18 protein-coding genes and 1 tRNA gene are annotated in these 21,563 nt (G+C 67.8%); 10 read left to right on the top strand and 9 right to left on the bottom strand.

What is annotated here, in order from left to right; translation table 11 throughout:
- Window positions 1–42: 42 nt before the first annotated feature.
- The 3 genes from modC to modA form a co-directional block, all read right to left on the bottom strand.
- Window positions 43–1,173 carry a molybdenum ABC transporter ATP-binding protein gene (gene modC, locus ACF8O7_RS05310; RefSeq protein ID WP_126312453.1) on the bottom strand — a complete coding sequence of 377 codons (1,131 nt, stop codon included), beginning with the start codon at window positions 1,171–1,173 and terminating at the stop codon, window positions 43–45.
- The gene (gene modB, locus ACF8O7_RS05305) at window positions 1,170–1,850 is read right to left on the bottom strand and encodes a molybdate ABC transporter permease subunit (RefSeq protein ID WP_016453156.1); all 681 of its coding nucleotides are present in this window, start codon (window positions 1,848–1,850) and stop codon (window positions 1,170–1,172) included. The genes modC and modB overlap by 4 nt, the downstream gene beginning before the upstream one ends.
- 89 nt (window positions 1,851–1,939) lie before the next feature.
- Entirely contained in the window at window positions 1,940–2,701 is a 762-nt protein-coding gene (gene modA / locus ACF8O7_RS05300) for a molybdate ABC transporter substrate-binding protein (protein WP_046237955.1), read from the bottom strand.
- A 103-nt stretch (window positions 2,702–2,804) separates the two neighbouring features.
- Between modA and ACF8O7_RS05295 the strand changes: the two genes are divergently transcribed.
- The 3 genes from ACF8O7_RS05295 (at window position 2,805) to ACF8O7_RS05285 (ending at window position 4,631) form a co-directional block, all read left to right on the top strand.
- On the top strand, window positions 2,805–3,632 hold the full coding sequence (locus ACF8O7_RS05295) for a TOBE domain-containing protein (protein ID WP_016447981.1): 828 nt from the start codon (window positions 2,805–2,807) through the stop codon (window positions 3,630–3,632).
- A 216-nt stretch (window positions 3,633–3,848) separates the two neighbouring features.
- Complete coding sequence (locus tag ACF8O7_RS05290; protein ID WP_016447980.1) at window positions 3,849–4,127, top strand: hypothetical protein; 279 nt, start codon at window positions 3,849–3,851, stop codon at window positions 4,125–4,127.
- Between the two features lie 93 nt (window positions 4,128–4,220).
- Complete coding sequence (locus tag ACF8O7_RS05285) at window positions 4,221–4,631, top strand: hypothetical protein (RefSeq protein ID WP_392442671.1); 411 nt, start codon at window positions 4,221–4,223, stop codon at window positions 4,629–4,631.
- 81 nt (window positions 4,632–4,712) lie between these two features.
- On the opposite strand, the gene ACF8O7_RS05280 is transcribed toward ACF8O7_RS05285, so the two are convergent.
- A complete protein-coding gene (locus ACF8O7_RS05280; protein ID WP_227468451.1) occupies window positions 4,713–5,870 on the bottom strand; it encodes an MFS transporter in 1,158 nt (385 codons plus the stop codon).
- Window positions 5,871–6,606: 736 nt separating this feature from the next.
- Here ACF8O7_RS05280 and ACF8O7_RS05275 point away from each other — a divergent pair.
- From ACF8O7_RS05275 to ACF8O7_RS05255, 5 genes are all read left to right on the top strand, one after another.
- Window positions 6,607–8,775, top strand: a complete 2,169-nt coding sequence (locus ACF8O7_RS05275) for a TonB-dependent siderophore receptor (protein WP_392442668.1) — start codon at window positions 6,607–6,609, stop codon at window positions 8,773–8,775.
- Window positions 8,776–9,024: 249 nt separating this feature from the next.
- Window positions 9,025–10,221, top strand: coding sequence for an imelysin family protein (locus tag ACF8O7_RS05270; RefSeq protein ID WP_016447976.1), 1,197 nt, complete (start codon window positions 9,025–9,027; stop codon window positions 10,219–10,221).
- Window positions 10,222–10,326: 105 nt separating this feature from the next.
- Window positions 10,327–11,838 carry a di-heme oxidoredictase family protein gene (locus ACF8O7_RS05265; RefSeq protein WP_392442666.1) on the top strand — a complete coding sequence of 504 codons (1,512 nt, stop codon included), beginning with the start codon at window positions 10,327–10,329 and terminating at the stop codon, window positions 11,836–11,838.
- The gene (locus tag ACF8O7_RS05260) at window positions 11,838–12,932 is read left to right on the top strand and encodes an imelysin family protein (RefSeq protein ID WP_392442663.1); all 1,095 of its coding nucleotides are present in this window, start codon (window positions 11,838–11,840) and stop codon (window positions 12,930–12,932) included. Before ACF8O7_RS05265 ends, ACF8O7_RS05260 begins: the two co-directional genes overlap by 1 nt.
- Window positions 12,916–14,118, top strand: a complete 1,203-nt coding sequence (locus ACF8O7_RS05255; RefSeq protein WP_392442661.1) for a DUF1513 domain-containing protein — start codon at window positions 12,916–12,918, stop codon at window positions 14,116–14,118. The genes ACF8O7_RS05260 and ACF8O7_RS05255 overlap by 17 nt, the downstream gene beginning before the upstream one ends.
- A 106-nt stretch (window positions 14,119–14,224) precedes the next feature.
- Here the strand turns inward: ACF8O7_RS05255 and ACF8O7_RS05250 are convergent.
- From ACF8O7_RS05250 to ACF8O7_RS05230, 5 genes are all read right to left on the bottom strand, one after another.
- Window positions 14,225–14,301: transfer RNA gene (locus ACF8O7_RS05250), tRNA-Met, on the bottom strand.
- A 129-nt stretch (window positions 14,302–14,430) separates the two neighbouring features.
- Entirely contained in the window at window positions 14,431–15,210 is a 780-nt protein-coding gene (locus ACF8O7_RS05245) for an enoyl-CoA hydratase (protein WP_016447972.1), read from the bottom strand.
- Between the two features lie 95 nt (window positions 15,211–15,305).
- Window positions 15,306–17,228 carry a M61 family metallopeptidase gene (locus ACF8O7_RS05240; RefSeq protein WP_392442659.1) on the bottom strand — a complete coding sequence of 641 codons (1,923 nt, stop codon included), beginning with the start codon at window positions 17,226–17,228 and terminating at the stop codon, window positions 15,306–15,308.
- Window positions 17,229–17,349: 121 nt separating this feature from the next.
- Window positions 17,350–18,066 (bottom strand): DsbC family protein, encoded by a 717-nt coding sequence (locus ACF8O7_RS05235; protein ID WP_016447970.1) that lies wholly within the window; start codon window positions 18,064–18,066, stop codon window positions 17,350–17,352.
- Between the two features lie 144 nt (window positions 18,067–18,210).
- A complete protein-coding gene (locus tag ACF8O7_RS05230; RefSeq protein ID WP_026062153.1) occupies window positions 18,211–19,356 on the bottom strand; it encodes an FAD-dependent monooxygenase in 1,146 nt (381 codons plus the stop codon).
- Between the two features lie 175 nt (window positions 19,357–19,531).
- On the opposite strand from ACF8O7_RS05230, the gene ACF8O7_RS05225 reads away from it, so the two are divergent.
- Complete coding sequence (locus ACF8O7_RS05225) at window positions 19,532–20,398, top strand: MOSC domain-containing protein (protein WP_034399449.1); 867 nt, start codon at window positions 19,532–19,534, stop codon at window positions 20,396–20,398.
- Between the two features lie 69 nt (window positions 20,399–20,467).
- The gene (gene ychF, locus ACF8O7_RS05220) at window positions 20,468–21,562 is read left to right on the top strand and encodes a redox-regulated ATPase YchF (RefSeq protein ID WP_016447967.1); all 1,095 of its coding nucleotides are present in this window, start codon (window positions 20,468–20,470) and stop codon (window positions 21,560–21,562) included.
- Window position 21,563 lies beyond the last annotated feature (1 nt).

Below are 21,563 nucleotides of genomic sequence, written 5' to 3'. Positions count from 1 at the left end.
GCGCAGGCGGCCTGCGCATGATATCGGTGCCGCCGCGCAGCTTCAGTCCAGCAATGCCATGCCCTTGATCTGGGCGAAGACATGCATGCCCGGCGCAATGCCCAGCTGCCGGGCGGAATGCAGGGTGATGCGCGCCAGCAGGCGGGACGTGCCCAGCTGCAGCGAGACCATGACCTGGCCCGGGCCGTCCTCGCGCAGATCCTGCACGGTGGCCGCCAGGATGTTGAGGATGCTGCTGTCTTGTGGGTGCTGCAGGCTCAGGCTCACATCGCGCGCTTGCACGCGCAGCTGCACGCTCTCGCCGATGGGGCGCGGGCGGGCCATGACAAGGCGAAGGCGCCCGCCGTCGAAGGACAGCGTGCTCAGGTGGGTATCCGGATCGTGCTGCCGGATCTGCGCACTGAGCATGGCCGCTGCCGTGTCGCCCATGCTCAGCGGCAGGTCCAGCCGTGCCAGCAGTTCGCTGGTGGCGCCGGCCGCGACGATGCCGCCTGCCTTGAGCAGCACCAGGTGCTGGGCCAGGCGCGCTACCTCGTCGATGGAGTGGCTGACATAGACCACGGGAATGTCGAGTTCACGGCGCAGCTGGTCCAGGTAGGGCAGGACCTCGGCCTTGCGCTGGGCGTCCAGCGCGGCCAGGGGCTCGTCCATCAGCAGCACCCGCGGGCTGGTGGCCAGCGCCCGCGCAATGGCCACGCGCTGGCGCTCGCCGCCCGACAGGGTGGAGGGCATGCGGTCCATCAGGTGGCCTATGCCCAGCAGTGACACGGCCTGGTCCTGGGACACCTTGCGCCGCGCGGCGGGCGTGCGCCGCATGCCGTAGTCGATGTTGCGCTGCACGCTCAGGTGCGGGAACAGGCTGGCCTCCTGGAACACATAGCCCAGGGCGCGGCGGTGCGTGGGCAGCCACTGGCTGGCCGCATCGTCCTGCCAGACCTCGCCATTGACGACGACACGGCCCCGTGCGCGCTCCAGCCCCGCCAGCGCGCGCAAGCAGGTGGTCTTGCCGCAGCCCGAAGGGCCGAACAGGGCCGTGACGCCGCGCCCGGGCAGCTGCAGCAGCACATCGAGGCGGAAGTCGGCACGCTCCAGCGCCAGCGCAGCAAGGATTTGCGAAGGGCTCGCGGCGGGCGGGGCGCCGGCCGAAGCAACGGGAGAGAAGTCAGTCATCATGCGCGGCGCTCCTCGCGCGGCTGCAACAGGTGCAGGGCCAGCAGCACCAGGAAGGAGAACACCACCATGCCGCCGGCCAGCCAGTGGGCGTGGGCGTACTCCATGGCCTCCACGTGGTCGTAGATCTGCACCGAGACCACGCGCGTCACGCCGGGGATATTGCCGCCCAGCATCAGCACCACGCCGAACTCGCCCACGGTGTGCGCGAAGGTCAGCACGGCTGCGGTGATGAAGCCCGGCCGCGCCAACGGCAGCGCCACGGTGAAGAAGCGGTCCAGCGGCCCCGCGCCCAGGCTGGCCGCGGCCTCCATGGGGCGCGTGCCCAGCGACTCGAAGGCGCGCTGCAGCGGCTGCACCGTGAACGGCAGGGAATAGACCAGGGACCCGATGACCAGGCCTGCAAAGGTGAAGGGCAGGGTGCCCAGCCCCAGCGCCTGCGTCAACTGGCCCACGGGGCCATTGGGCCCCATGGTCACCAGCAGGTAGAAGCCGATCACCGTGGGTGGCAGCACCAGGGGCAGCGCCACCACGGCGCCAATCGGGCCGCGCCAGCGCGAGCGCGTATGGGCCAGCCACCAGGCCAGCGGCGTGCACAGCGCCAGCAGCAGCACCGTGGTCACGCTGGCAAGTTTCAGCGTCAGACGTATGGCGGCGTAGTCGTCGGCGGTAAGAATCATGCTGGAAGAATTCAGTGGTTCGCAGCGCTGGTGTCGTCTCCCTACCGCGCAGCGAGAGGGGGAAGGCGCGTCAGCGCCTCAGGGGGAGCCTAGAGCCCGTAGCCGTAGGAGCGAATGATGGCACGCGCTTTATCAGCACGCAGGTACTTCATCAGCTCGGTGGCGGCTTCGTTGTCCTTGCCGCTGTTGAGCACGATGGCGTCCTGGCGGATGGATTCGTGCATGGCGGCGGGCACCTGCCAGGCCGAGCCTTCGCGCAGCTTGCCGTTTTCCATCACCTGCGACAGGGCCACGAAGCCCAGCTGGGCATTGCCCGTGGCCGCGAACTGGTAGGTCTGGGCGATGTTCTCGCCCATGACGATGCGCGGCTGCACCTGGGCCGTGATGCCCAGCTTGTCCAGCACTTCCATGGCGGCCGTGCCGTAGGGCGCGAGCTTGGGGTTGGCCACGGCGATGTGCCTGTAGTCGCCGGTCTTGAGGACCTCGCCCTTGTCGTCCACATAGCCGGGCTTGGGGCTCCACAGCACGAGCTGGCCGATGGCGTAGGTGAAGCGCGAGTCGGGCAGGCCACGGCCTTCCTTGGCGATCTTTCCAGGCGTGGTGTCGTCGGCGGCCAGCAGGATCTGGAAGGGCGCGCCGTTGACGATCTGCGCGTAGAACTTGCCCGTGGCGCCGAAGGACAGCAGGGCCTTGTGCCCGGTGTCCTTCTCGAACTCGGCGGCGATCTTCTGCATGGGCGCCGTGAAGTTGGCGGCAACGGCCACCGACACTTCGGCAGCCTGCGCAGCGACACCGCCCAACAGGGCAAGGGCGGCAAAGGCGGTGGCACGCAGGGGCTGGTTCACGTTCATGGGTCTCTCGCTATTCCGTTGGTGAATAGCGCAGTGTAGCGACCTGAAAATGCGCATGCAGGGTGCAGGCGTTTTGCTTCGTGGGAAATAACGCTTGGCGGGCATGATGTCGCGCATGACTGCCGACGCTCCTGCTTCACCCTCCGATCTGGCGCCCGCGCTGGGCCATGACCTGGCTGACCGCCGCCTCGCCATCCTGCGCCATATCGCAGCAGGGCATTCGATTTCACAGGCGGCGCGCGAGGCCGGCGTCAGCTACAAGGCGGCATGGCAGGCGCTGGATGTGCTGACCAATCTCGCGGGCTGTGCCCTGGTGGAGCGCTCGGTCGGCGGCGCCGGCGGCGGCGGCGCGCGCATCACCGCAGCCGGGCAGTCCCTGCTGGCCATGGCCGATGCGCTGGAGCAGGCCCGTGCACAGGTGCTGCAGCGCTTTGGCGGGCCGGCCGGCGTTTCCTCGGCGGCTCCCGGACTGGGGCTGGGCCTGCGCACCAGCATGCGCAATCTGTGGCCTTGCCGGGTCGGGGCCCTGCAGGCGCAGGGTGCCCAGGTCCGCGTCTGGATGCTGCCCGATGGCGGTGGCGATGCGCCAGGCATTGCCGCACGCATCACCGCCGAAAGCGCCCAGTTGCTGGGCCTGGCCCCTGGCCTGCCCGTGATGGCGCTGTGCAAGGCCACTGCCGTCCAGGTGCTGCCAGTGGCGCCGCTGGCCGGTGCGCAGGGCCTGGCCAATGCCTGGCCTGCCAAGGTGCAACGCCTGGCCCGTGCCGAGGGGGACGGACCGCGCGAAGTGGTGGCCAGGCTGCCCTGGGGCGGCAGCGGCGTGGGGTATGCGGCGCAGCAGGCGCAAGGCGAGCCCTGGACGCTGCGCACAGGACGCAAGGTCTGGCTGTCGGTGCCGGAGTCCGCCGTGGTGCTGGCCGTGGCCGACTGACACGACTGACCTGACAGGGTCGATTGAGCTGACTGGGCCGATTGGGCGTCGAGAAGGCCGCAGCGCGTTGCGCGTGCGCTGCAGTGGCTGCAGATTCGGACGGGTCTTATGGCGCATCCCGGGTGGGATACGAAAAATTGTGCCGCAGCGCAACCTGCGCGCTCCGGTGGCGCAGGCTTTCCCGGCGACCGATCCATCGAAACCTCCCTAGCCCCCATGAGCATCCTGAAATTGCGCAGGCAAGAGAAAGTGGCGTTCTACACCGCCTTGCTGTGTTCGTCCGTCGCGGCGTTCATCTTCTTCGCGTCCCAGGACGTGGCGGACAGTCTGGAGCAGCGACTGGGTGCGCTGGCCATCTGCATCGTCATCGGCGCCGTGGTGACCCTGTTCAATCACTGGTGGTTCAGAGTCTGGGGCTGGCACCTGGTGCCGGTCACCCTGCTCCTGTTCTATGGCGGCACGCTGGTCGCAGGCTGGCTGTTTGGCGGTCGATGATCGCGATGGCGCCGAAGGGGAACCTGCCGCAATGCTTTGCGTCGAAGAGCATTTGCGACTGCCTCCCAGGCCTCACACGGCCTTGCCCCTGCCATGAAGACCACCCTGTCCGCCGCCCTGATCTGCCTGTTCCTGTCTGCCCCGGCCCTGGCCCGTCCGCTGGACCCGGCGCCGCTGGATGCCTCGCAGTTCAACCTGGGACTGGTCGGCCTTGCCGGCGAGATTTCGCCAGCGGAGCGGCATCTGGAGGCCATGCTCAGGCGGCCCGAGGCCAATGCCGTCCTGCTGTCGGTGATCGACGATCCGCGCCGATCTCCCGTGGCCAAGCTCTATGCGCTGTGCGGGCTCAAGCGCATGGGCAGCGGCGGCTACGAGGCAGCGCTGGTCAAGCTGCGCGGCTTTGAGGGCCAGGTTTCCATGATGCTGGGCGATCAGATGTTCCAGGAAGACATCCGAGAGGCGGCAGACCGCATCGAAAACCTGGAATGCAGCGAGGGCGGCTGAGCCCCGGGCCGGCCGGTCCCGGGACAAAAAAAGAGCTGCCATCGGCAGCTCTTTGCATGGCAGGGCCGTTGCCCGCACCGCTCAGGACAGCTCGCGACCCTTGAGTTCGGGGATCAGAAAGGCCGTGGCCAGCATGTCCAGCACATAGATGGCCGCCAGCAGGGCGATCGCCACCTGGAACGAATAGCTCATGGCCAGCGCACCGATCACCACCGGGCCCAGTCCGCCCACGGCGCGGCCGATGTTGAACAGCACGTTCTGCGCGGTGGCGCGCGCCTCGGTGGGATAGGCCTCGCTCATCACGGCGCCGTAGCCGCCCATCATTCCATTGACGAACAGGCCCATGAGGGCCCCCGCCCAGAGCATGGCCGCAGGGTCGGACAGCTGTGAATAGAGCACGACCATGATGACCGAGCCCAGCTGGAAGATCAGGAAGCTGGGCTTGCGGCCGATGCGGTCGGCCAGCTGGCCGAAGACCCAGATGCCGACCATCATTCCCACCACGGTCACGGCAGTCCATATCGAGGACTTGGTCAGGCTGAAGCCCAGTTGCTTGGACAGGAAGCTGGGCATCCAGATCATGATGCCGTAGTAGCCGAAGTTCTGGACCGAGGTCAGCACGATCACACCCAGGCTGACCTTGGCCGTGGCGCGGTCCTTCACCAGCAGCTTCAGGCTTTGCAGCACCGGCACGCGGGCCGACGGCGTGGCGGACTGCTGGCGCTTCACGAAGACCTCGGGCTCGTGCAGCTTGTTGCGGATCACCCAGGCCACCACGGCCGGGATCACGCCCACCAGGAACATGCCGCGCCAGCCTATGAGGGGCAGCAGCAGCGGCGTCAGCAGCGCCGCGCCCAGCACGCCCATCTGCCAGCCCAGGGCCACGTAGGACGAGACGCGCGCGCGGTGGCGGGCAGGCCAAGCCTCGGCAGCCAGTGCCATGCCGATGCCGAACTCGCCGCCCAGGCCGATGCCCGCAATCGTGCGGTAGGCCAGCAGGTCCCAGTAGCCCTGCGCGAAGGCGCACAGGCCCGTGAAGACTGCGAACAGCATGATGGTCCAGGTCAGCACGCGGATGCGCCCGTAGCGGTCGCTGAGCAGGCCGAAGAAGATGCCGCCGAACACGGCACCGATCAGCGTCCAGGTCACCAGCGAGCCGGCCTGGCCCGGCGTGAGGTGCAGGTCGGCCGAGATGGCCGACAGCATGAAGCCCAGGATCAGCAGGTCGAAGCCGTCCATGGCATAGCCGACGGCCGAGCCGGCCAGGGCCTTCCAGCTGTAGCCATTGACCTGGGTGGCATGGGCGCCGGCATGCGTGTCTGTGCTGGCGCCGGCAGCATTGGCTGCGAGCGCCCCGGAGGAAGTGGTGGTCACGTGAAGATCCTTGAAAGCCAGGACGGCGCGCGCTCTCGCTGGGGTGCGGCACCGCGCAAAACGCCTGCGCCGCCGGCTGAGCCGGCGTGCGGGCACGCTGCGCGTGTGCTGCATCCTGGGAAGGCGATGGGCACGGGAGTCCTGGTGGGAAAACAAGCTGGGCGGCCGGCATGCCGGAGCATGGCAGGGGCTGCGCGCAAAGACAGAGCGCAAGGTGCAGCGCCAAAAGACCGCTTCTGCAAAAAGCGAAAGCCCTGAATCGGCTGGGCGATCAGGGCTTGGAGGCTGCGGGCAGGCCCGGTGAAAAGGGCGCTCCCATGCGGGCGGGCGCAATGGTAAGGGAAGTGGCCGGACAAGGCAAGTAGGGCAGTCTTGCCAGACAGCTTCTACGACATGGGCGGCTGGTACTGCCCGGCGGGCGCGGGACGGATTCGGGTGTTGCGCGGATGCAGCAGCCCCTGTGCTGCCGATGGCCCAGACAATTGAAGAAACGATAATGAGAACAAATCGCATTCGCTTTCTCTTCATGCCCTTCGACCCATCGGAGGGCATGGCGAGGAAGTTTTTTTATTGCCGTATTGCTGTTCTCCCGGAGCATTTCATGCCACTGCATCGCCTTCGACCCGGCCATCGCCCTGCGCCTCTTGCGCTGGCCATCTCCCTTGCCATCGGCGCCCTGTCCGCTCAGGCTCAGGCATTGCCGGACACGCAGAACCCGGCCACGCTGCCCACGGTCAACGTGATCTCCAACCAGTTGGGCGAGGTGACCGAAGGCTCGGGCTCCTATACGCCGGGCACCATTGCCACAGCCACGCGCATGGTGCTGACGCCGCGCGAGACGCCGCAGTCCATCAGCGTGGTCACACGCCAGAAGATGGATGACTTCAACCTCACCTCCATCGACCAGGTGATGGAGCACACGCCCGGCATCAGCATCGTCACCTATGACAGCGAGCGCACCGAGTACTACGCCCGCGGCTTCGCCATCCAGAACTTCCAGTACGACGGCATTCCGATGATGCGCGACTCCGCGTACTCGGCCGGCAACACCCTCAGCGACATGGCGATCTATGACCGCGTCGAGGTGCTCAAGGGCGCAACCGGCCTGCTCACGGGCAGCGGCACTCCGGGCGCGACCATCAACCTGATCCGCAAGAAGCCCACGCGCGATTTCCGCGGGCATGCGTCCATCTCTGCGGGCAGCTGGAGCAACTACCGCACCGAGGTGGATGTGGGCGGCGCACTCAATGCAAGCGGCAGCGTGCGCGCGCGTGGCGTGGCCGCCTACCAGGACAAGGACTCGTTCATGGACCGCTATTCGCGCAAGACCGCGACGCTGTACGGCATTGTGGAAATGGACCTGACGCCACGCACTTTGCTGACGCTGGGCGGCGATGCGCAGAACAACCGTCCGGTCAACTCCACCTGGGGCGGCATTCCGCTGCTCAATGCCGATGGCCAATTCAATGACATGCCTCGCTCGCACAACAACGGCACGCGCTGGAGCCGTTGGGACCAGTACACGCGCACGGCCTTTGCCACGCTGGAGCACAGCTTCAGCAACGGCTGGGTGGCCAAGGCGCAGTTCAACCACCAGATCAACGGCTACAACGCCAACCTGGGCGCGGCGGCTGCGGGCTTCCCCAACCCGGCCGACGGCTCCGGCGTGTCGCTGTGGCGCGGCCAGTACATAGGCCGCACCACCAGCAATGCGCTCGATGCCTACGCCAGCGGGCCCTTCTCGCTGGGCGGGCGCGAGCACGAACTGGTGCTGGGCGCCAGCGTAGCAAGGCGCCACTGGAAGAACGATGGCTACTGGCAACTGCCCGCCGACTATGTGTCCACGGTCAATGACTACTACCACTGGAATGGCGATTCGCGCCTGCCGGTGTGGGGCGCCTCACCCGACTACGTGAACAGCGAAGTGACCAAGGAGCAGGGCTTGTACACGGCGGCGCGCTGGAACCTGGCGGCCGACCTCAAGCTGATCACGGGCGGGCGCTGGTCCAACTATCGCAACCAGGTGCAGGGTCAGCGCGAGACCGGCGTTTTCGTGCCCTATGTGGGCGCGATCTACGACCTCAATGGCAACTATTCGGTCTACGCCAGCTACACCAGCATCTTCAGCCCGCAGTCCAAGCAAAACGAGAGCGGCAAGGCGCTGGACCCGCTGCGCGGCAACAACGCCGAGGTCGGCGTCAAGGCGGCCTTCATGGACGGCCGCCTCAATGCATCGGCGGCGCTGTTCCAGCTTCAGCAAGACAACTTCGGTATCGAGACCGGCGGCGTGACGCCCGGCGGCGCCACCGCCTACCGGGCCGTCGATGGCGTCAGGACGCGCGGCTTCGAGGCGGAGATATCCGGCCAGATCACGCCCGCCTGGCAACTGCAGGCCGGTTTCTCGCATGCCATTTCGCGCGACCAAGGCAAGCGCGTGGCCACGCTCACGCCCTCCAACCAGTTCAGCCTGCACACCAGCTACAGGCTGGACGGCCCGCTTTCCGGCCTGACGGTGGGCGGCGGCGCGCGCTGGCAGGACAAGACCTGGGGCGACATCTCCACGCCATCGGGCGGCACGGCCGTTCACACCGTCAAGGGCTACTGGCTGCTGGACATGATGGCGCGCTACGAGTTCAGCAAACAGCTGTCGGCCACCGTCAACGTGCGCAACCTGCTGGACAAGAAGTACTACACCATCTTCAGCTACTACAGCACCTACACCTGGGGCGAGCCGCGCTCGGTGAATGTCAGCCTGAACTACAAGTTCTGAGGCCGGGCCCGCGCTGCGCCAGCGCGGGGTCTTTGGCCCTGGCGCCAAGGGCGCCGTGCTAGGCTGGCGCCCGCTGCGGCCCGTGCGCCGCAAGCGCTCCCATTGCCGTCCGTTCACTGCCCGTTGGCCGCCCGGGTCCGTCTATGACCTTGCGGTGCAGTGCGGCGATATCTCGCAGGTTTTGCCAATAAAAACAATTCTCATTACAGTTTGGCATTCCGAGTTCTCCAACCTCCGATCCTTTCTGCCATGCATCCCATCCTGATTGCAGCCGCCCTCGCTTTGGGCGCGGCCGCCCCGATGAGCCAGGCCGCAGCCGCCGGCACCGTTCAACAGCCCGTGAAGAAGAACCTCTCCGTTGCAGAGGTGGTCAAGCATTACGGCACCCTGGTGCACGCCAATTACTCGGATTCCATCAGCTCCGCCAAGACCATGCAGAAAGCCATCGGGGCCTTTCTCGCATCACCCAGCGAGCAGGGCCTGAACAATGCGCGCAAGGCCTGGCTGGATGCACGCGAGTACTACGGCCAGACCGAGGCCTTCCGCTTCTACGCCGGTCCCATCGACAACGATGAAGGACCCGAAGGCCAGATCAACGCCTGGCCCATGGACGAGTCCTATGTGGACTATGTGGAAGGCAACCCCAATGCCGGCATCATCAACAACCGCAAGGAAGCCATCACCAAGAAGCGCCTGGCCGAACTCAACGAGCATGACGGCGAGGAGAACGTTTCCACCGGCTGGCACGCCATCGAGTTCATGCTCTGGGGCCAGGACCTGAATGACAAGGGACCGGGCGCGCGTCCCTACACCGACTTCGTCGATGGCAAGAAATCCAATGCCGACCGCCGCCGTGAGTACCTGAAGGTGGTGACCGAGTTGCTGATCGAGGATCTGCAGTCGGTGGCCGACCAGTGGAAGCCCGGCTCGGCCAAGAATTTCCGCGCCCAGTTCGAGAAAAAGCCCGACGACGCGCTGCGCCGCATCTTCGTGGGCCTGGGTTCGCTGTCGCGCGGCGAGCTGGCCGGCGAGCGCCTGGAAGTGGCCCTGGCCAGCCGCGACCAGGAAGACGAGCACTCCTGCTTCTCGGACAACACGCACCGCGATGCCGTGACCAATGCCCAGGGCATCCTCAACGTCTGGCAGGGCAGCTACAAGCGCCTGGACGGCAGCGAGCTGCAAGGCCCGGGCATCAGGGACTGGGTGGCCTCCAAGGACAGCGCGCTGGCCGACAGGACCACGCGCCAGATCACGCAGTCGGTGCAGGCGGCCCAGGCCATTCCCGCGCCGTTCGACCAGGCCATCCAGGGCGCGCGCGACTCGGCCTCGCGCGCCAAGATCCAGGCCACCATCGACAGCCTGGTCCAGCAGAGCAAGGACCTGGTGGAGGCGGCCAATGCCGTCGGCATCACCCAGCTCAACCTGGTGGACCCCAAGGCCAACTAAAAGAGCATTCACCCCAAGCGTCCAACCCCTCTCACGCCCATGCGCCAAGGCCGCCGCCCCCGAAAGGGTTCGGCGGCCCTGGCTTTTCCAGGGACGTCCCCACCCATGAATCTCTCCCCCTCGCTGCTGGTCGCTGCCTCCCTGGTCCTGATGGGCTGCTCGGCCCGACAGCAGGACACGGTGGCTGCCGCGCCAGCGCGCGCGCCAGTACCGCAGCCTGCTCCCGATCCAGCTCCCGATCCAGTTCTTTTGTTCGCGGCACCCGGCGAGCCCCTGCCCCCGGGCGGCCAGACCACGGTCCACGCCACGGGCCGCAACGCCTTCTCGCTGCCTGCCGCCAACCTGGACGATGCCGAGCGCACGCGCTTCGTCATCGGCAACTCCTTCTTCAAGCGCAACTGGGTGCAGGCGCCGGCCTCCACCACGGCGCGCGATGGCCTGGGCCCGCACTTCCTGGCGCGCTCCTGCGGCGGCTGCCATGTGCAGGACGGCCGTGCCCAGCCGCCCGACTTCCACAACCCGCTCAAGCCCCAGCCGTTCGCGGGCCTGCTCATGCGGCTGTCCATTCCGGGCGAAGGCCCGCACGGCAGCCCGGTGCCGGACCCGGTCTATGGCGACCAGTTCAACACCGAGGGCGTGCTGGGCGTCAGGGGCGAGGGCCAGCTGCGCATCCGCTATGAACAGGTGCATGGCCGCTTTGCCGACGGCACGGCCTACACGCTGGAAAAGCCGGTCTACGAGCTGGCTGCGCTCAACTACGGCCCCCTGGCTGCCAACCTGATGACCAGCCCGCGCATTGCGCCCCAGGTCATCGGCCTGGGCCTGCTGGAGCACATCCCCGAGTCCGAGATCCTGGCCAACGCTGCCGCCCAGGCGGCCCTGGGCGGCCCCATCAAGGGCCAGCCCAACTATGTCTGGGATGCCTACGGCGAACGCATGATGCTGGGCCGCTTCGGCTGGAAGGCCAACGTGGCCTCCATTGCCCACCAGACGGCCTCGGCCTTCCTGGGCGATATCGGCATCACATCGAAGCGTTTCCCGCACCAGACCTGCACGCCCGCACAAAAGGACTGCCTGGCCGCGCCCAACGGCAACGGCGCCGAAGGCGTGGAGATCGAGGACCGCGTGCTGGACGACGTGATCTTCTACCAGGCCACGCTGGCGCCGCCTGCACGGCGCAACGCCAGCGACCCTGCCGTGCGCCGTGGCGAGGCACTGTTCCACCAGGCCCAGTGCGCGCAGTGCCACCGGCCCTCGTACAAGACCGGCGGGGAGCTGTTCCCCGCGCTGTCGCCGGCACTCAGCAGCAAGGGGTTGTCGGGCCAGACCATTGCGCCCTACACCGACCTGCTGCTGCACGACATGGGCGATGCGCTGGCCGATGGCCGGCCCGACTTCAAGGCCTCAGGCCGCCAGTGGCGCACGCCGCCGCTGTGGGGCATAGGCCTGCTGCCCGATGTCAACAACCACCAGCGCCTGCTGCACGACGGCCGTGCGCGCGGCGTGCTCGAAGCCATCCTCTGGCACGGCGGCGAGGCCGAAGCCGCGCGCGAACAGGTGCGCCAGTTCAGCGCCGAAGACCGTGAAGCCCTGGTCAAATTTGTGGAGTCCCTCTGATGCAAGACATGCGCATGACCCCTCGCCAAATCCTTTGTGCCGCCGCGCTGGCGCTGCTGGCCACCACCCCGGCCCAGGCCCAGGACGTGGAGGCCAACATGGCCATCCCCTTCTACAACACGGCCCATGCCGTGCAGGGGCTGTATGGCCAATGGTTCTCGCCCCAGGCCAAGGCCGCGCAGGCATCCGCCCAGGCGCTGAGCCAGGCGCTGCGCGCGCACTGCACGGCACCTGCGGCACCTGCGGGATCGGCTGCCGCCACGCTGCAGACGGCGCGCCAGGCCTATGTGCAATCGTCGCGGCAGTGGAGCAGCTTCTCGGCCGTGGCCCTGGGGCCGCTGGTGGAGCGCCGCTCGGCGCGTCTGGTGGACTTCCGCCCCATGCGCCCGGCTCTGCTCAAGAAGGCCATACAGTCGGCCCCCGCCGATCTGGCTGCCATGGAGCGCATCGGTGCACCCGCCAAGGGATACCCGGCGCTCGAGAACCTGCTGTGGACCCAGCCCGTGGAGCCGCAGACGCCGGCCTGCGCCTATGCCACCCTGGTGTCCGAGGAAATCGGCGCCGAGATGGGCATCCTCAGCAACGGCTTTGCCAAGCTCGCGACCCAGGATTGGTCCGAGGATGGCGATGCCACCACCGAAGCCATGGCCGAGTTCATCAACCAGTGGGTGGGCGGCCTGGAGCGCCTGCGCTGGGCGGACATGGAAAAGCCCTTGCGCAGTGCGGGCAGTGCAGGCAGCAAGCCCCCCGCCTGGGAGCACCTGGCCAGCGGCAGCACCGTCGAGGTCTGGCGCGCGCACTGGCAGGGCCTGCGTACGCTGGCCGTGAGCGTGGACCGCAAGGTGCCCCGGCCCGGCGTGGACATCGTGCCCATCGAGTCCTACCTGCGCGGCCGTGGCCTCAACCCGCTGGCCGACCGCTGGCTCACGGCCGTCAACGAGGCCGATGCCGGCATGCGCGCCCTGACCGAGCCGAGCGCCAAGGCCGTCGATGCCGCCACCAAGCCGCTGTCGCGCCTCAAGCGCCTCATGGAAGGCGAGGTGGCGCCTGCGCTGGAAGTCAACATCGGGTTCTCGGATGCCGACGGGGATTGAGCAGGCGCTGAATCGCCGCCGCTGGCTGCAGGGCCTGGGTCTGCTGGCTGCCATGCCGCTGGCAAACTCCCATGCGGCCAGGCCGTCTGGACCGGCACGGTCGCTGGCTGCGGCCTGGATGCAGGGCGAGCAGATGCGTGTCGGCATCGTGCAGGCCAGTGCGCAGGTGGACAGGCCGCTGCAGGTGCTGCAGGCCCTGGATGTGCCCACGCGCGCCCATGGCATGGCCGCGCTGCGCGACGGCTCCGTGGTCTTCGCCAGCCGCCGCCCCGGCGACTGGCTGGTGCGCCTGAAGCCCGGACAGGCCGCCGAGGATGCGCAATGGCAGTGGATAGAGCCCGACCGCTTCTTCAACGGCCATGTCATCGAAAGCGCCGATGGCCGCCATCTCTACACCACCGAGACCGACCTGGAAGATGCCCAGGGCCTGATCGGCGTGCGCGATGCCATCACCTTGGAGAAGATCGCCGAATGGCGCACGGGCGGCATGGACCCGCACCAGCTGCTGCTGGACGCCGACGGCACGCTTATGGTCGCCAACGGCGGCATTCCCACGCAGTCCGAGACCGGCCGGCGCAAGCTGCAGCTGGACCACATGGACTCGTCCATCGCGCGGCTGTTGCCGGCAGAAGGCGGCGCCCGTGCCGGCCTGTGGAAGCTGGACGACAGCCGCCTGAGCCTGCGCCACCTGGCCTGGGGCCCGCAGGTCGCCCACGCGCCCGCGCGCCGCTGGCTGGGCATTGCGCTGCAGGCCGAGCACCGCGACACCGAAGCGCGCGCCGCCGCGCCCGTGCTGGCCCTGTTCGATGGCCACCGTTTGCATGCCGTGCCCCTGCCCGAAGGGCACGAGCCCCTGGCCGGCTATGGCGGCGACATCGGTTGCGACGGCCAGCTCTTCGCCGTCAGTTGCCCGCGCGTGAACACCGTCACCTGGTGGCAGGTGCCCGGCAACGGCCAGGCCAGCGGACGCTGGCTGCGTGGCGATGCCATGCCAGGCGTGTACTGCGTGGCCAACGCAAGCGTCTCGCTCGATGCCAACGGCCGGCCCCTGCCTGCCGAGCCCGCGCTGTGGATGGGCGGTGCGCGCCAGGCCCAGCTGCGACAACGCGGCCAGGTGTTGCGCACGGTGGCAGTGCCTGGAATGGCGCTGGACAACCACTGGATTGAGCTGAAGAGCCGCCGCTAGCAGCCGGGGGAGGGCGGCGAGCAGGGTGCGCTCCCGGCGTGCCCGCGCTCTGTTCGTCGGGCAAGAAAAAAGGGTCTACGCTTGCACGTAGACCCTTTTCTTTGTTTGGTGGCGCTTCACGGACTCGAACCGCGGACCTGTGGATTATGATTCCATCGCTCTAACCGACTGAGCTAAAGCGCCGTAAGACCTAAATTATATGCAGAATTTTTGGTCGATCCGGGAAGTTGTGCAAATTTCTCGAAATTTCTTTGCGAGAGGCCTGCAGTGCCTTGCCGGAAGACGCGCATTGTAGCGTGTCTTTCAGCAGGTTCAGAGATGTTTGAAGTTTGCGGGGCGCTTGTTGACGAAGGCGTCCATGCCTTCCTTCTGGTCCTGCGTGGCGAACAGCGCGTGGAACAGGCGGCGCTCGAACATGACGCCGTCAGCCAGCGAGCCCTCGAAGGCGCGGTTCACCGATTCCTTGGCCGCCATGACGGCGATCTGCGAGAAGCCGCTGATGATGATGGCGGCGCCCAGGGCTTCGTCCATGAGCTTGTCGAAGGGCACTACGCGGCTGACCAGACCGGCGCGCTCGGCCTCGGTGGCGTCCATCATGCGGGCCGTGAGGGCCATGTCCATGGCCTTGGATTTGCCCACGGCGCGCGGCAGGCGCTGCGTGCCGCCGGCGCCGGGGATGACGCCCAGCTTGATTTCCGGCTGGCCGAACTTCGCGTTGTCGGCGGCGATGATGAAGTCGCACATCATGGCCAGCTCGCAGCCGCCGCCCAGTGCGAAGCCGCTGACGGCGGCGATCACGGGCTTGCGGATGCTGCGGATGGTCTCCCAGTTGCGCGTGATGTAGTCGCCCTTGTAGGCGTCGGCAAAGCTGTACTTGGCCATGGCGCCGATGTCGGCGCCAGCCGCAAAGGCTTTCTCGCTGCCGGTGATGATCATGCAGCCGATGGCCTCGTCGGCATCGAAGGCCTGCAGGGCCTGGCCCAGCTCGTTCATGAGCTGGTCGTTGAGCGCGTTGAGCTGCTTGGGGCGGTTGAGCGTGATGATGCCGACCTTGTCGGCTTCGACGCGAACTTCAATCATTTCGTAGGCCAAGGGAGTCTCCTGCTGGGGTTGTCGTCTTGATGCTCAAGAATAACCGGCCAGGGGCGCGGGTGCGCGTGTGTGCATGTGCGCGCCTGCACCGCGTTTCACGGCGTGCCGGGAGCCTGCGGGCTGTCGGCGCGGCCGCCCAGCCAGCGTCCCACGGCCTCTTCGTCGGTGATTTCCAGGGCGAGGTTGCTGGGAGATGGGAGCTGTGGAGCGCTGGAGATGGCAGCTTTTGCATCGCCGTTGTCCGTTTTCTCGACCATGGCGGCCTCGCTCAGCAGGGCCGAGCCCCAGGGCAGGGTGAAGGCCAGGATCTGGCGGTCGCGGGCCACCCAGGCCACGACCTCCAGCGCCGTGCCTGCGTACAGCGCCACATCGTCCAGGCGGGTGATGCGCCAGCGTGCGGGCTGTGCATCCTCGGCCCCGGTGGGCAGCTCGATGGCCAGCCATTCGTCGCCGGCCATGAAGCCGGCGCGCTCGGCCAGGCTGCCGCGCAGCACGGTCTTGACGGTGATGCCCTGGCTTTCCTGTACGCGCAGGCCCAGCCGCTGGGCAGTCTGCGCCGGTTCGGCCTTGGCCTGCACGCCCTGGGCGGCCAGCAGCTCGGCCAGCGGCAGGTCGTCGGTGCCGTGCACCCATTGCGTGATCTCGGGGGCGAAGCTGCGCCCGCCCAGCTCCTGCAGCACGGCCAGCACATCGGCCTCGCGCATGGGGCCGCCCTGGCAGCGCTGCCACAGCGCGCGCATCACGTCGTCCAGCGTGCTGCGGCCTTCGCGGCGCAGTTGCAGGTCCAGGGCCAGCGCGACCAGGCAGCCCTTGGTGTAGTAGCTGACGGTCTGGTTGGGCGTGTTCTCGTCCTGGCGGTAGTACTTGACCCAGGCGTCATAGCTGGCCTGGGCCACGGACTGCAGGCGGCGGCCCGGTGTCTGCAGCACCTGGTTGATGGTGCGCGTGACCAGCTTGAGGTACTGGGCGTTGTCGATCAGGCCGGCGCGGCGCAGCAGCAGGTCGTCGTAGTAGCTGGTGAAGCCTTCGAAGAACCACAGCAGCTCGGTGTAGTTCTCCTGCCCGTAGTCGTAGCGTGCGAATTCTGCGGGGCGCAGGCGCTTGACGTTCCAGGTGTGGAAGTACTCGTGGCTGATCAGGCCCAGCAAGGTGGTGTAGCCCTCGGCGGCCTTGCGCTCGCCCACGCGCGGCAGGTCGCGCCGGCCGCAGATCAGGGCCGTGGAGTTGCGGTGCTCCAGGCCCCCATAGCCGTCATCGACCACGTTGAGCATGAACACATAGCGCTGCATGGGCGCGGGCGTGGCCTGCTCGCCCGTACCGTGCCAGAAGGCCAGCACGGTCTCGCAGATCCTGCGTGCGTCGGCAACCAAGCGCGTGCCGTCGAAGCTGGGCGCGGCGCCCGCAACGACGAAGCTGTGGGGCACGCCCGCGGCCACGAAGTCGCCACGCCAGAAGCTGCCCATCTCCACGGGGCAGTCCACCAGTTCGTCGTAGTGGGCAGCGCGGTACAGGCCCCAGCCGCGCGCATCGGCGTCCACGGCGTCCAGGCCGGTGGCCACCTGCCACGATGCCGTGGCGTCCGATGCAAGCAGCTGCAGCGTATGCGGCGTGTCTTCCTGGCCGTGCACGCGCAGGCACAGGCTGGTGCCGTTGAAGAAGCCGCGGCGGCGGTCCAGCCAGGCCGTGCGCACCGAGCTGTCGTAGGCGCAGAACTGGTAGCTGAGCACCAGCGGCACGCCGGCTGCGCAGTCGGCCTGCCAGAGGTTCTTGCCCTGCTGGGCCAGCGCGACGGGACGGCCGTCCTGCTCGGCAGACAGGTCCTGGAGGTTCTTGGAGAACTCCCGCACCAGATAGCTGCCGGGAATCCAGACCGGCAGCGACAGGGTCTGGCCGGCGGCCGGGCGGGCGATGTGCAGCTGCGCGCTGAACAGGTGCGCGTCCACATCAAGGGCCTGCACGCGGTAGTGGATGTCCGCTGCGGCAGTGGCAGCGGCGGTGGCGGCGAGGGGAGAGGTCATTCGGGCTCCTGCAGGTGTGGCCTGGAGGCTGCCCGGGCCCGCTGCGGCGGGCTGGAGCCGGGAAGCTCCGGCCAAGGGGAATCAGAGGGGCGGGCCCGGCATCGGGCCCGCGAGGCGGCGATCAGCGCGCGGCTGCGGCTGCGGCCAGGTTCTTCTCGACTTCCTGGGCGCTGATGGCGCCAGGCACTCGGGTGTTGTTGGTGAAGATGACGGTGGGCGTCCCCGTGATCTTGTACTTGCGGCCGAAGGCCAGGTTGCGCTGCACGGCCGAGGTGTCGCACTGGGCGGCGGCCGGCACCTTGTCGCGCAGCATGTGGTCGGCCCATGCACCGGCCTGGTCCTTGGCGCACCAGATGTTGCGCGATTTCTCGGCCGAATCGGGGCTCAGGATGGGGTACAGGAACAGGTAGATGGTGACGTTGTCCACGTTCTGCAGGTCGCGTTCGAAGCGCTTGCAGTAGCCGCAGTTGGGGTCCTCGAACACGGCCATCTTGCGTTCGCCCTTGCCGTGGACGATGGTCACGGCGTCCTTGAGCGGCAACTGCTTGAAGTCCACCGCCGTCAGCTGGTTCATGCGGTCTTCGGTGAGGTTGCGGCGTGCCTTGGTGTCGATCAGCTCGCCCTGGATCAGGTAGTTGCCCTTGGCGTCCGTGTAGAACAGATCCGTGCCGATGCGCACCTCGAACAGGCCGGACATGGGCGTGGGGCGGATTTCGTCGATCTTTTCCAGCTGGGGAATGCGCTCGGTCAGCGTCTTGCGCAGGTTGGCGTCCTGGGCGTGAACACCGAGGCTCCAGGTCAGGCTGGCAGCCGTCAGCAGGCAGGCGAAGAGTTTCATGGCAATGCGGAGGTGGGCGGGGCCGCGTTCAGGCCGGCCGCGCCGTGGTTGAGGGGGGAGTGCGCAGCGCAGTGCGCCACGGAGCACGGGTACGAGTCGCAAATCGGCAAAGGGTTCAACGGCAAGCATTCCTGCATGCCGGGCTCAGGCGCCGCTGCGCGGGTCCAGGCCCATGGCCTGGCGCGCCATCCAGTCCTTGAGCGGGCCGAAGCGCTCGAAGCCCTTCATGCCCCAGTTGCGCAGCATCTGCACCGGCACCTCCGGTCGGCTGAACAGCTGCTGCAGCCCGTCCATGGCCAGGCCCATGGGCGCCAGCGCGGCCTTGCGCTCGCGTTCGTAGCGGCGCAACAGGCGCAGATCGCCCGTGCTGCGCCAGTAGCCGCGCTCCTGCAGCACGCGGGCCAGGGCCTGCACATCGCCCAGGCCCAGGTTCAGGCCCTGGCCTGCCAGCGGGTGCACGTTGTGGGCCGCGTCGCCCACCAGCACCCAGCTGCGGGCCGAACGTGCATCGCCGTCAGGCATGGAGCCGCACCAGTGGTCGGCCACGGCCTGCTGCAGCGGCCAGGCCATGCGCGGTGCGCTCAGCTCCAGCCGGCCCAGTGCGCCCTGGCTGATGGCTTCCAGCCGCGCCGTGAAATCCTGCGTGTCGGCGGCCAGCCAGCCATCGGCCAGCTCGCGGGCGATGGACCAGACCACGGCCACGCTGTGGCCTTGGGGACCTTCCAGCGGAAGCAGGGCCAGGATGCCTTCGGGCGTGAACCACTGGCGCGCCACCTGGCCGTGCGGCAGCTCGCAGTGCAGCCGGGTGGCGATGGCGTGCTGTGCATAGGGCGTGACGGCGAAGTCCACGCCGAATTCGCTGCGCGTGCGGCTGGCACGGCCTTCGCAGATGGCCGTCAGCGGCGCGGCCACGGGCTGGTGCACCACCTCGACCATGGGCTGGTAGCGCACGGCCTCGGCCAGGCGCTGCTCCAGCGCGGGCACATCGACGATCCAGGTCAGGGCGTCGACGTCCTGGCGGGCAGCGTCGAACAGCACATGGCCGTCCAGGTCGCCAAAGACTTCCATCTGCGTCACGGGCGTGGCGTGCTCGTCGTCCGGCCAGCAGCGCAGGCTGTCCAGCAGGCCGCGTGCGCTGGCATTGAGCGCGTAGGCGCGCACATCGGGCGCGTTGCCGGTGGGAGCGGCCACCACCAGGGCCACGCGCAGCCGTTCCCGGGCCAGCAGGAGAGCCAGGGTCCGGCCTGCGATGCCGGCCCCGCGTATACATACATCAAAGGTTTGCGCCATGGCCGGCATTGTAGGAGTCCGGGCCATGCCGGGGATTCCAACTGGCGCAAACTCCGGCTTTGGCGTGATGTGCCGCAGCCTGCGTCGCCATCTGGCATATTGCCGCCCATCGCATGGCGCCATTCGCGCCATGGATGGCATACACACTCCAGATTTCCCCAAAAAGAGCTATCCGATGTTTGACCAAGAAAGAGACGTGCAGGGCCGCATTGCCCAGTTGTGGGTATATCCCGTCAAATCCTGCGCGGGCATCGCGCTGCAAAGCAGCGGCGTCGGCGCCACGGGCCTGGCCTGGGACCGCCATTGGATGGTGGTTGATGCCAACGGCGAATTCCTGACCCAGCGCGACCATCCGCGCATGGCCTGGATACGCCCCGAGCTGGAGGCCGGCCACCTGGTCCTGCATTTCCCCCAGCTCCCGCCCCTGCGCATCCCGCTGCAGGCCACGGGCCCGGTGCGCCAGGCGCGCGTCTGGTCGGATGGGGTCCAGGCCTGGGACATGGGGCCGGAGGCAGCGCGCTGGCTGACCCAGGCCCTGGGCGCGGATTGCGCCCTGGTGCGTTTCGACCCGGCCGCGCCGCGCCGCACCAGCGAGCGCTGGACAGGCGGCGAGGCCGCGCCCGTGCACTTTGCGGACGGCTACCCGTTGCTGGTGCTGAGCCAGGCGGCCGTGGATGAGCTCAACCAGCGCCTGCAGGCCGCCGGCCAGCCCGCCGTCGATGCCCGCCGCTTCCGACCGAACATCGTGATCGAGGGCCTCGAGGCCCACGACGAGGACCGGGTCGACGGGTTCGACGTGCTCGATGCCCGGGGCCTGCGGCTGCGCATGGCCAAGCCCTGCACACGCTGCCCCATTCCCGACATCGACCCCGTCACGGCCGTGCAGGGCACCGCCGTGGGTGATGCCATCCGTACCTACCGCCAGGACGACCGTGTCGATGGTGCCATCACCTTCGGCATGAATGCCGTGCTGGAAGGCCTGCACGACGGGGCTGAACTGGCTGTTGGCCAGTCCGTGGCCGGCGACTGGCAGTTCGCCTGAAACGACAGGAAATGCCCGGTTGACTAAAATACGGGGTTTGTCCCCAGAATCCCTGTAGAAAGCCCTGCCATGAGCCTCAAATGCGGCATCGTGGGCCTGCCCAATGTGGGCAAGTCCACTCTCTTCAACGCGCTGACGAAGGCCGGCATCGCCGCCGAGAACTATCCCTTCTGCACCATCGAGCCGAACACCGGCGTGGTGGAAGTGCCCGATCCGCGCCTGCAGAAGCTGGCCGACATCATCACGCCCGAGCGCATCGTCCCGGCCATCGTCGAATTCGTGGACATCGCCGGCCTGGTGGCCGGCGCCTCCAAGGGTGAAGGCCTGGGCAACCAGTTCCTGGCCCACATCCGCGAAACCGACGCCATCGTCAACGTGGTGCGCTGCTTCGAAGACCCGAACGTCATCCACGTGGCCAACAAGGTGGACCCCATCGCCGACATCGAGGTCATCCAGACCGAGCTGTGCCTGGCCGACCTGGCCACCGTCGAGAAGGCGCTGAACCGCTACAGCAAGGCCGCCAAGTCGGGCAACGACAAGGAAGCCGCCAAGCTGGTGGCGCTGCTGACCCCCATCCAGGCTGCCCTGGACCAGGGCAAGCCCGCACGCACGGTTCCCGTCTCCAAGGAAGACGCGCCCCTGCTCAAGCAGTTCTGCCTGATCACCGCCAAGCCCGCCATGTTCGTGGGCAACGTCAGCGAAGACGGCTTCGAGAACAACCCGCTGCTCGACAGCCTCAAGGCCTATGCCGAGGCGCAGGGCGCTCCCGTCGTGGCCATCTGCGCCAAGATCGAGGCTGAAATGGCCGAGATGAGCGACGAGGACCGCGACATGTTCCTGCAGGAACTGGGCCTGGAAGAACCGGGCCTGAACCGCCTGATCCGCGCCGGCTTCGGCCTGCTGGGCCTGCAGACCTACTTCACGGCCGGCGTCAAGGAAGTGCGCGCCTGGACCATCAAGGTCGGCGACACCGCCCCCCAGGCCGCAGGCGTCATCCACGGCGACTTCGAGCGCGGCTTCATCCGCGCCCAGACCATCGCCTTCGACGACTTCATCGCCTTCAAGGGCGAGCAGGGCGCCAAGGACGCGGGCAAGATGCGCGCCGAAGGCAAGGAATATGTCGTCAAGGATGGCGACGTGATGAACTTCCTGTTCAACGTCTGAG

Origin of the sequence: Delftia sp. WSY_16, from assembly GCF_043104415.1 — a bacterium.
Lineage (GTDB): Bacteria > Pseudomonadota > Gammaproteobacteria > Burkholderiales > Burkholderiaceae_C > Comamonas > Comamonas tsuruhatensis.
Note: the sequence above shows the minus strand (reverse complement) of the source record. Positions and strands in the feature narration are given on the sequence as shown.

Coding starts and splice junctions, on each gene's coding strand:
- ACF8O7_RS05230 (WP_026062153.1), bottom strand. CDS start 19,356: ATGGCGCAAACCTTTGATGTATGTATACGCGGGGCCGGCATCGCAGGC.
- ACF8O7_RS05270 (WP_016447976.1), top strand. CDS start 9,025: ATGCATCCCATCCTGATTGCAGCCGCCCTCGCTTTGGGCGCGGCCGCC.
- ACF8O7_RS05260 (WP_392442663.1), top strand. CDS start 11,838: ATGCAAGACATGCGCATGACCCCTCGCCAAATCCTTTGTGCCGCCGCG.
- modB (WP_016453156.1), bottom strand. CDS start 1,850: ATGATTCTTACCGCCGACGACTACGCCGCCATACGTCTGACGCTGAAA.
- modA (WP_046237955.1), bottom strand. CDS start 2,701: ATGAACGTGAACCAGCCCCTGCGTGCCACCGCCTTTGCCGCCCTTGCC.
- ACF8O7_RS05255 (WP_392442661.1), top strand. CDS start 12,916: ATGCCGACGGGGATTGAGCAGGCGCTGAATCGCCGCCGCTGGCTGCAG.
- ACF8O7_RS05265 (WP_392442666.1), top strand. CDS start 10,327: ATGAATCTCTCCCCCTCGCTGCTGGTCGCTGCCTCCCTGGTCCTGATG.
- ACF8O7_RS05280 (WP_227468451.1), bottom strand. CDS start 5,870: ATGGACGGCTTCGACCTGCTGATCCTGGGCTTCATGCTGTCGGCCATC.
- ychF (WP_016447967.1), top strand. CDS start 20,468: ATGAGCCTCAAATGCGGCATCGTGGGCCTGCCCAATGTGGGCAAGTCC.
- ACF8O7_RS05235 (WP_016447970.1), bottom strand. CDS start 18,066: ATGAAACTCTTCGCCTGCCTGCTGACGGCTGCCAGCCTGACCTGGAGC.
- ACF8O7_RS05275 (WP_392442668.1), top strand. CDS start 6,607: ATGCCACTGCATCGCCTTCGACCCGGCCATCGCCCTGCGCCTCTTGCG.
- modC (WP_126312453.1), bottom strand. CDS start 1,173: ATGATGACTGACTTCTCTCCCGTTGCTTCGGCCGGCGCCCCGCCCGCC.
- ACF8O7_RS05240 (WP_392442659.1), bottom strand. CDS start 17,228: ATGACCTCTCCCCTCGCCGCCACCGCCGCTGCCACTGCCGCAGCGGAC.
- ACF8O7_RS05290 (WP_016447980.1), top strand. CDS start 3,849: ATGAGCATCCTGAAATTGCGCAGGCAAGAGAAAGTGGCGTTCTACACC.
- ACF8O7_RS05285 (WP_392442671.1), top strand. CDS start 4,221: ATGAAGACCACCCTGTCCGCCGCCCTGATCTGCCTGTTCCTGTCTGCC.
- ACF8O7_RS05295 (WP_016447981.1), top strand. CDS start 2,805: ATGATGTCGCGCATGACTGCCGACGCTCCTGCTTCACCCTCCGATCTG.
- ACF8O7_RS05225 (WP_034399449.1), top strand. CDS start 19,532: ATGTTTGACCAAGAAAGAGACGTGCAGGGCCGCATTGCCCAGTTGTGG.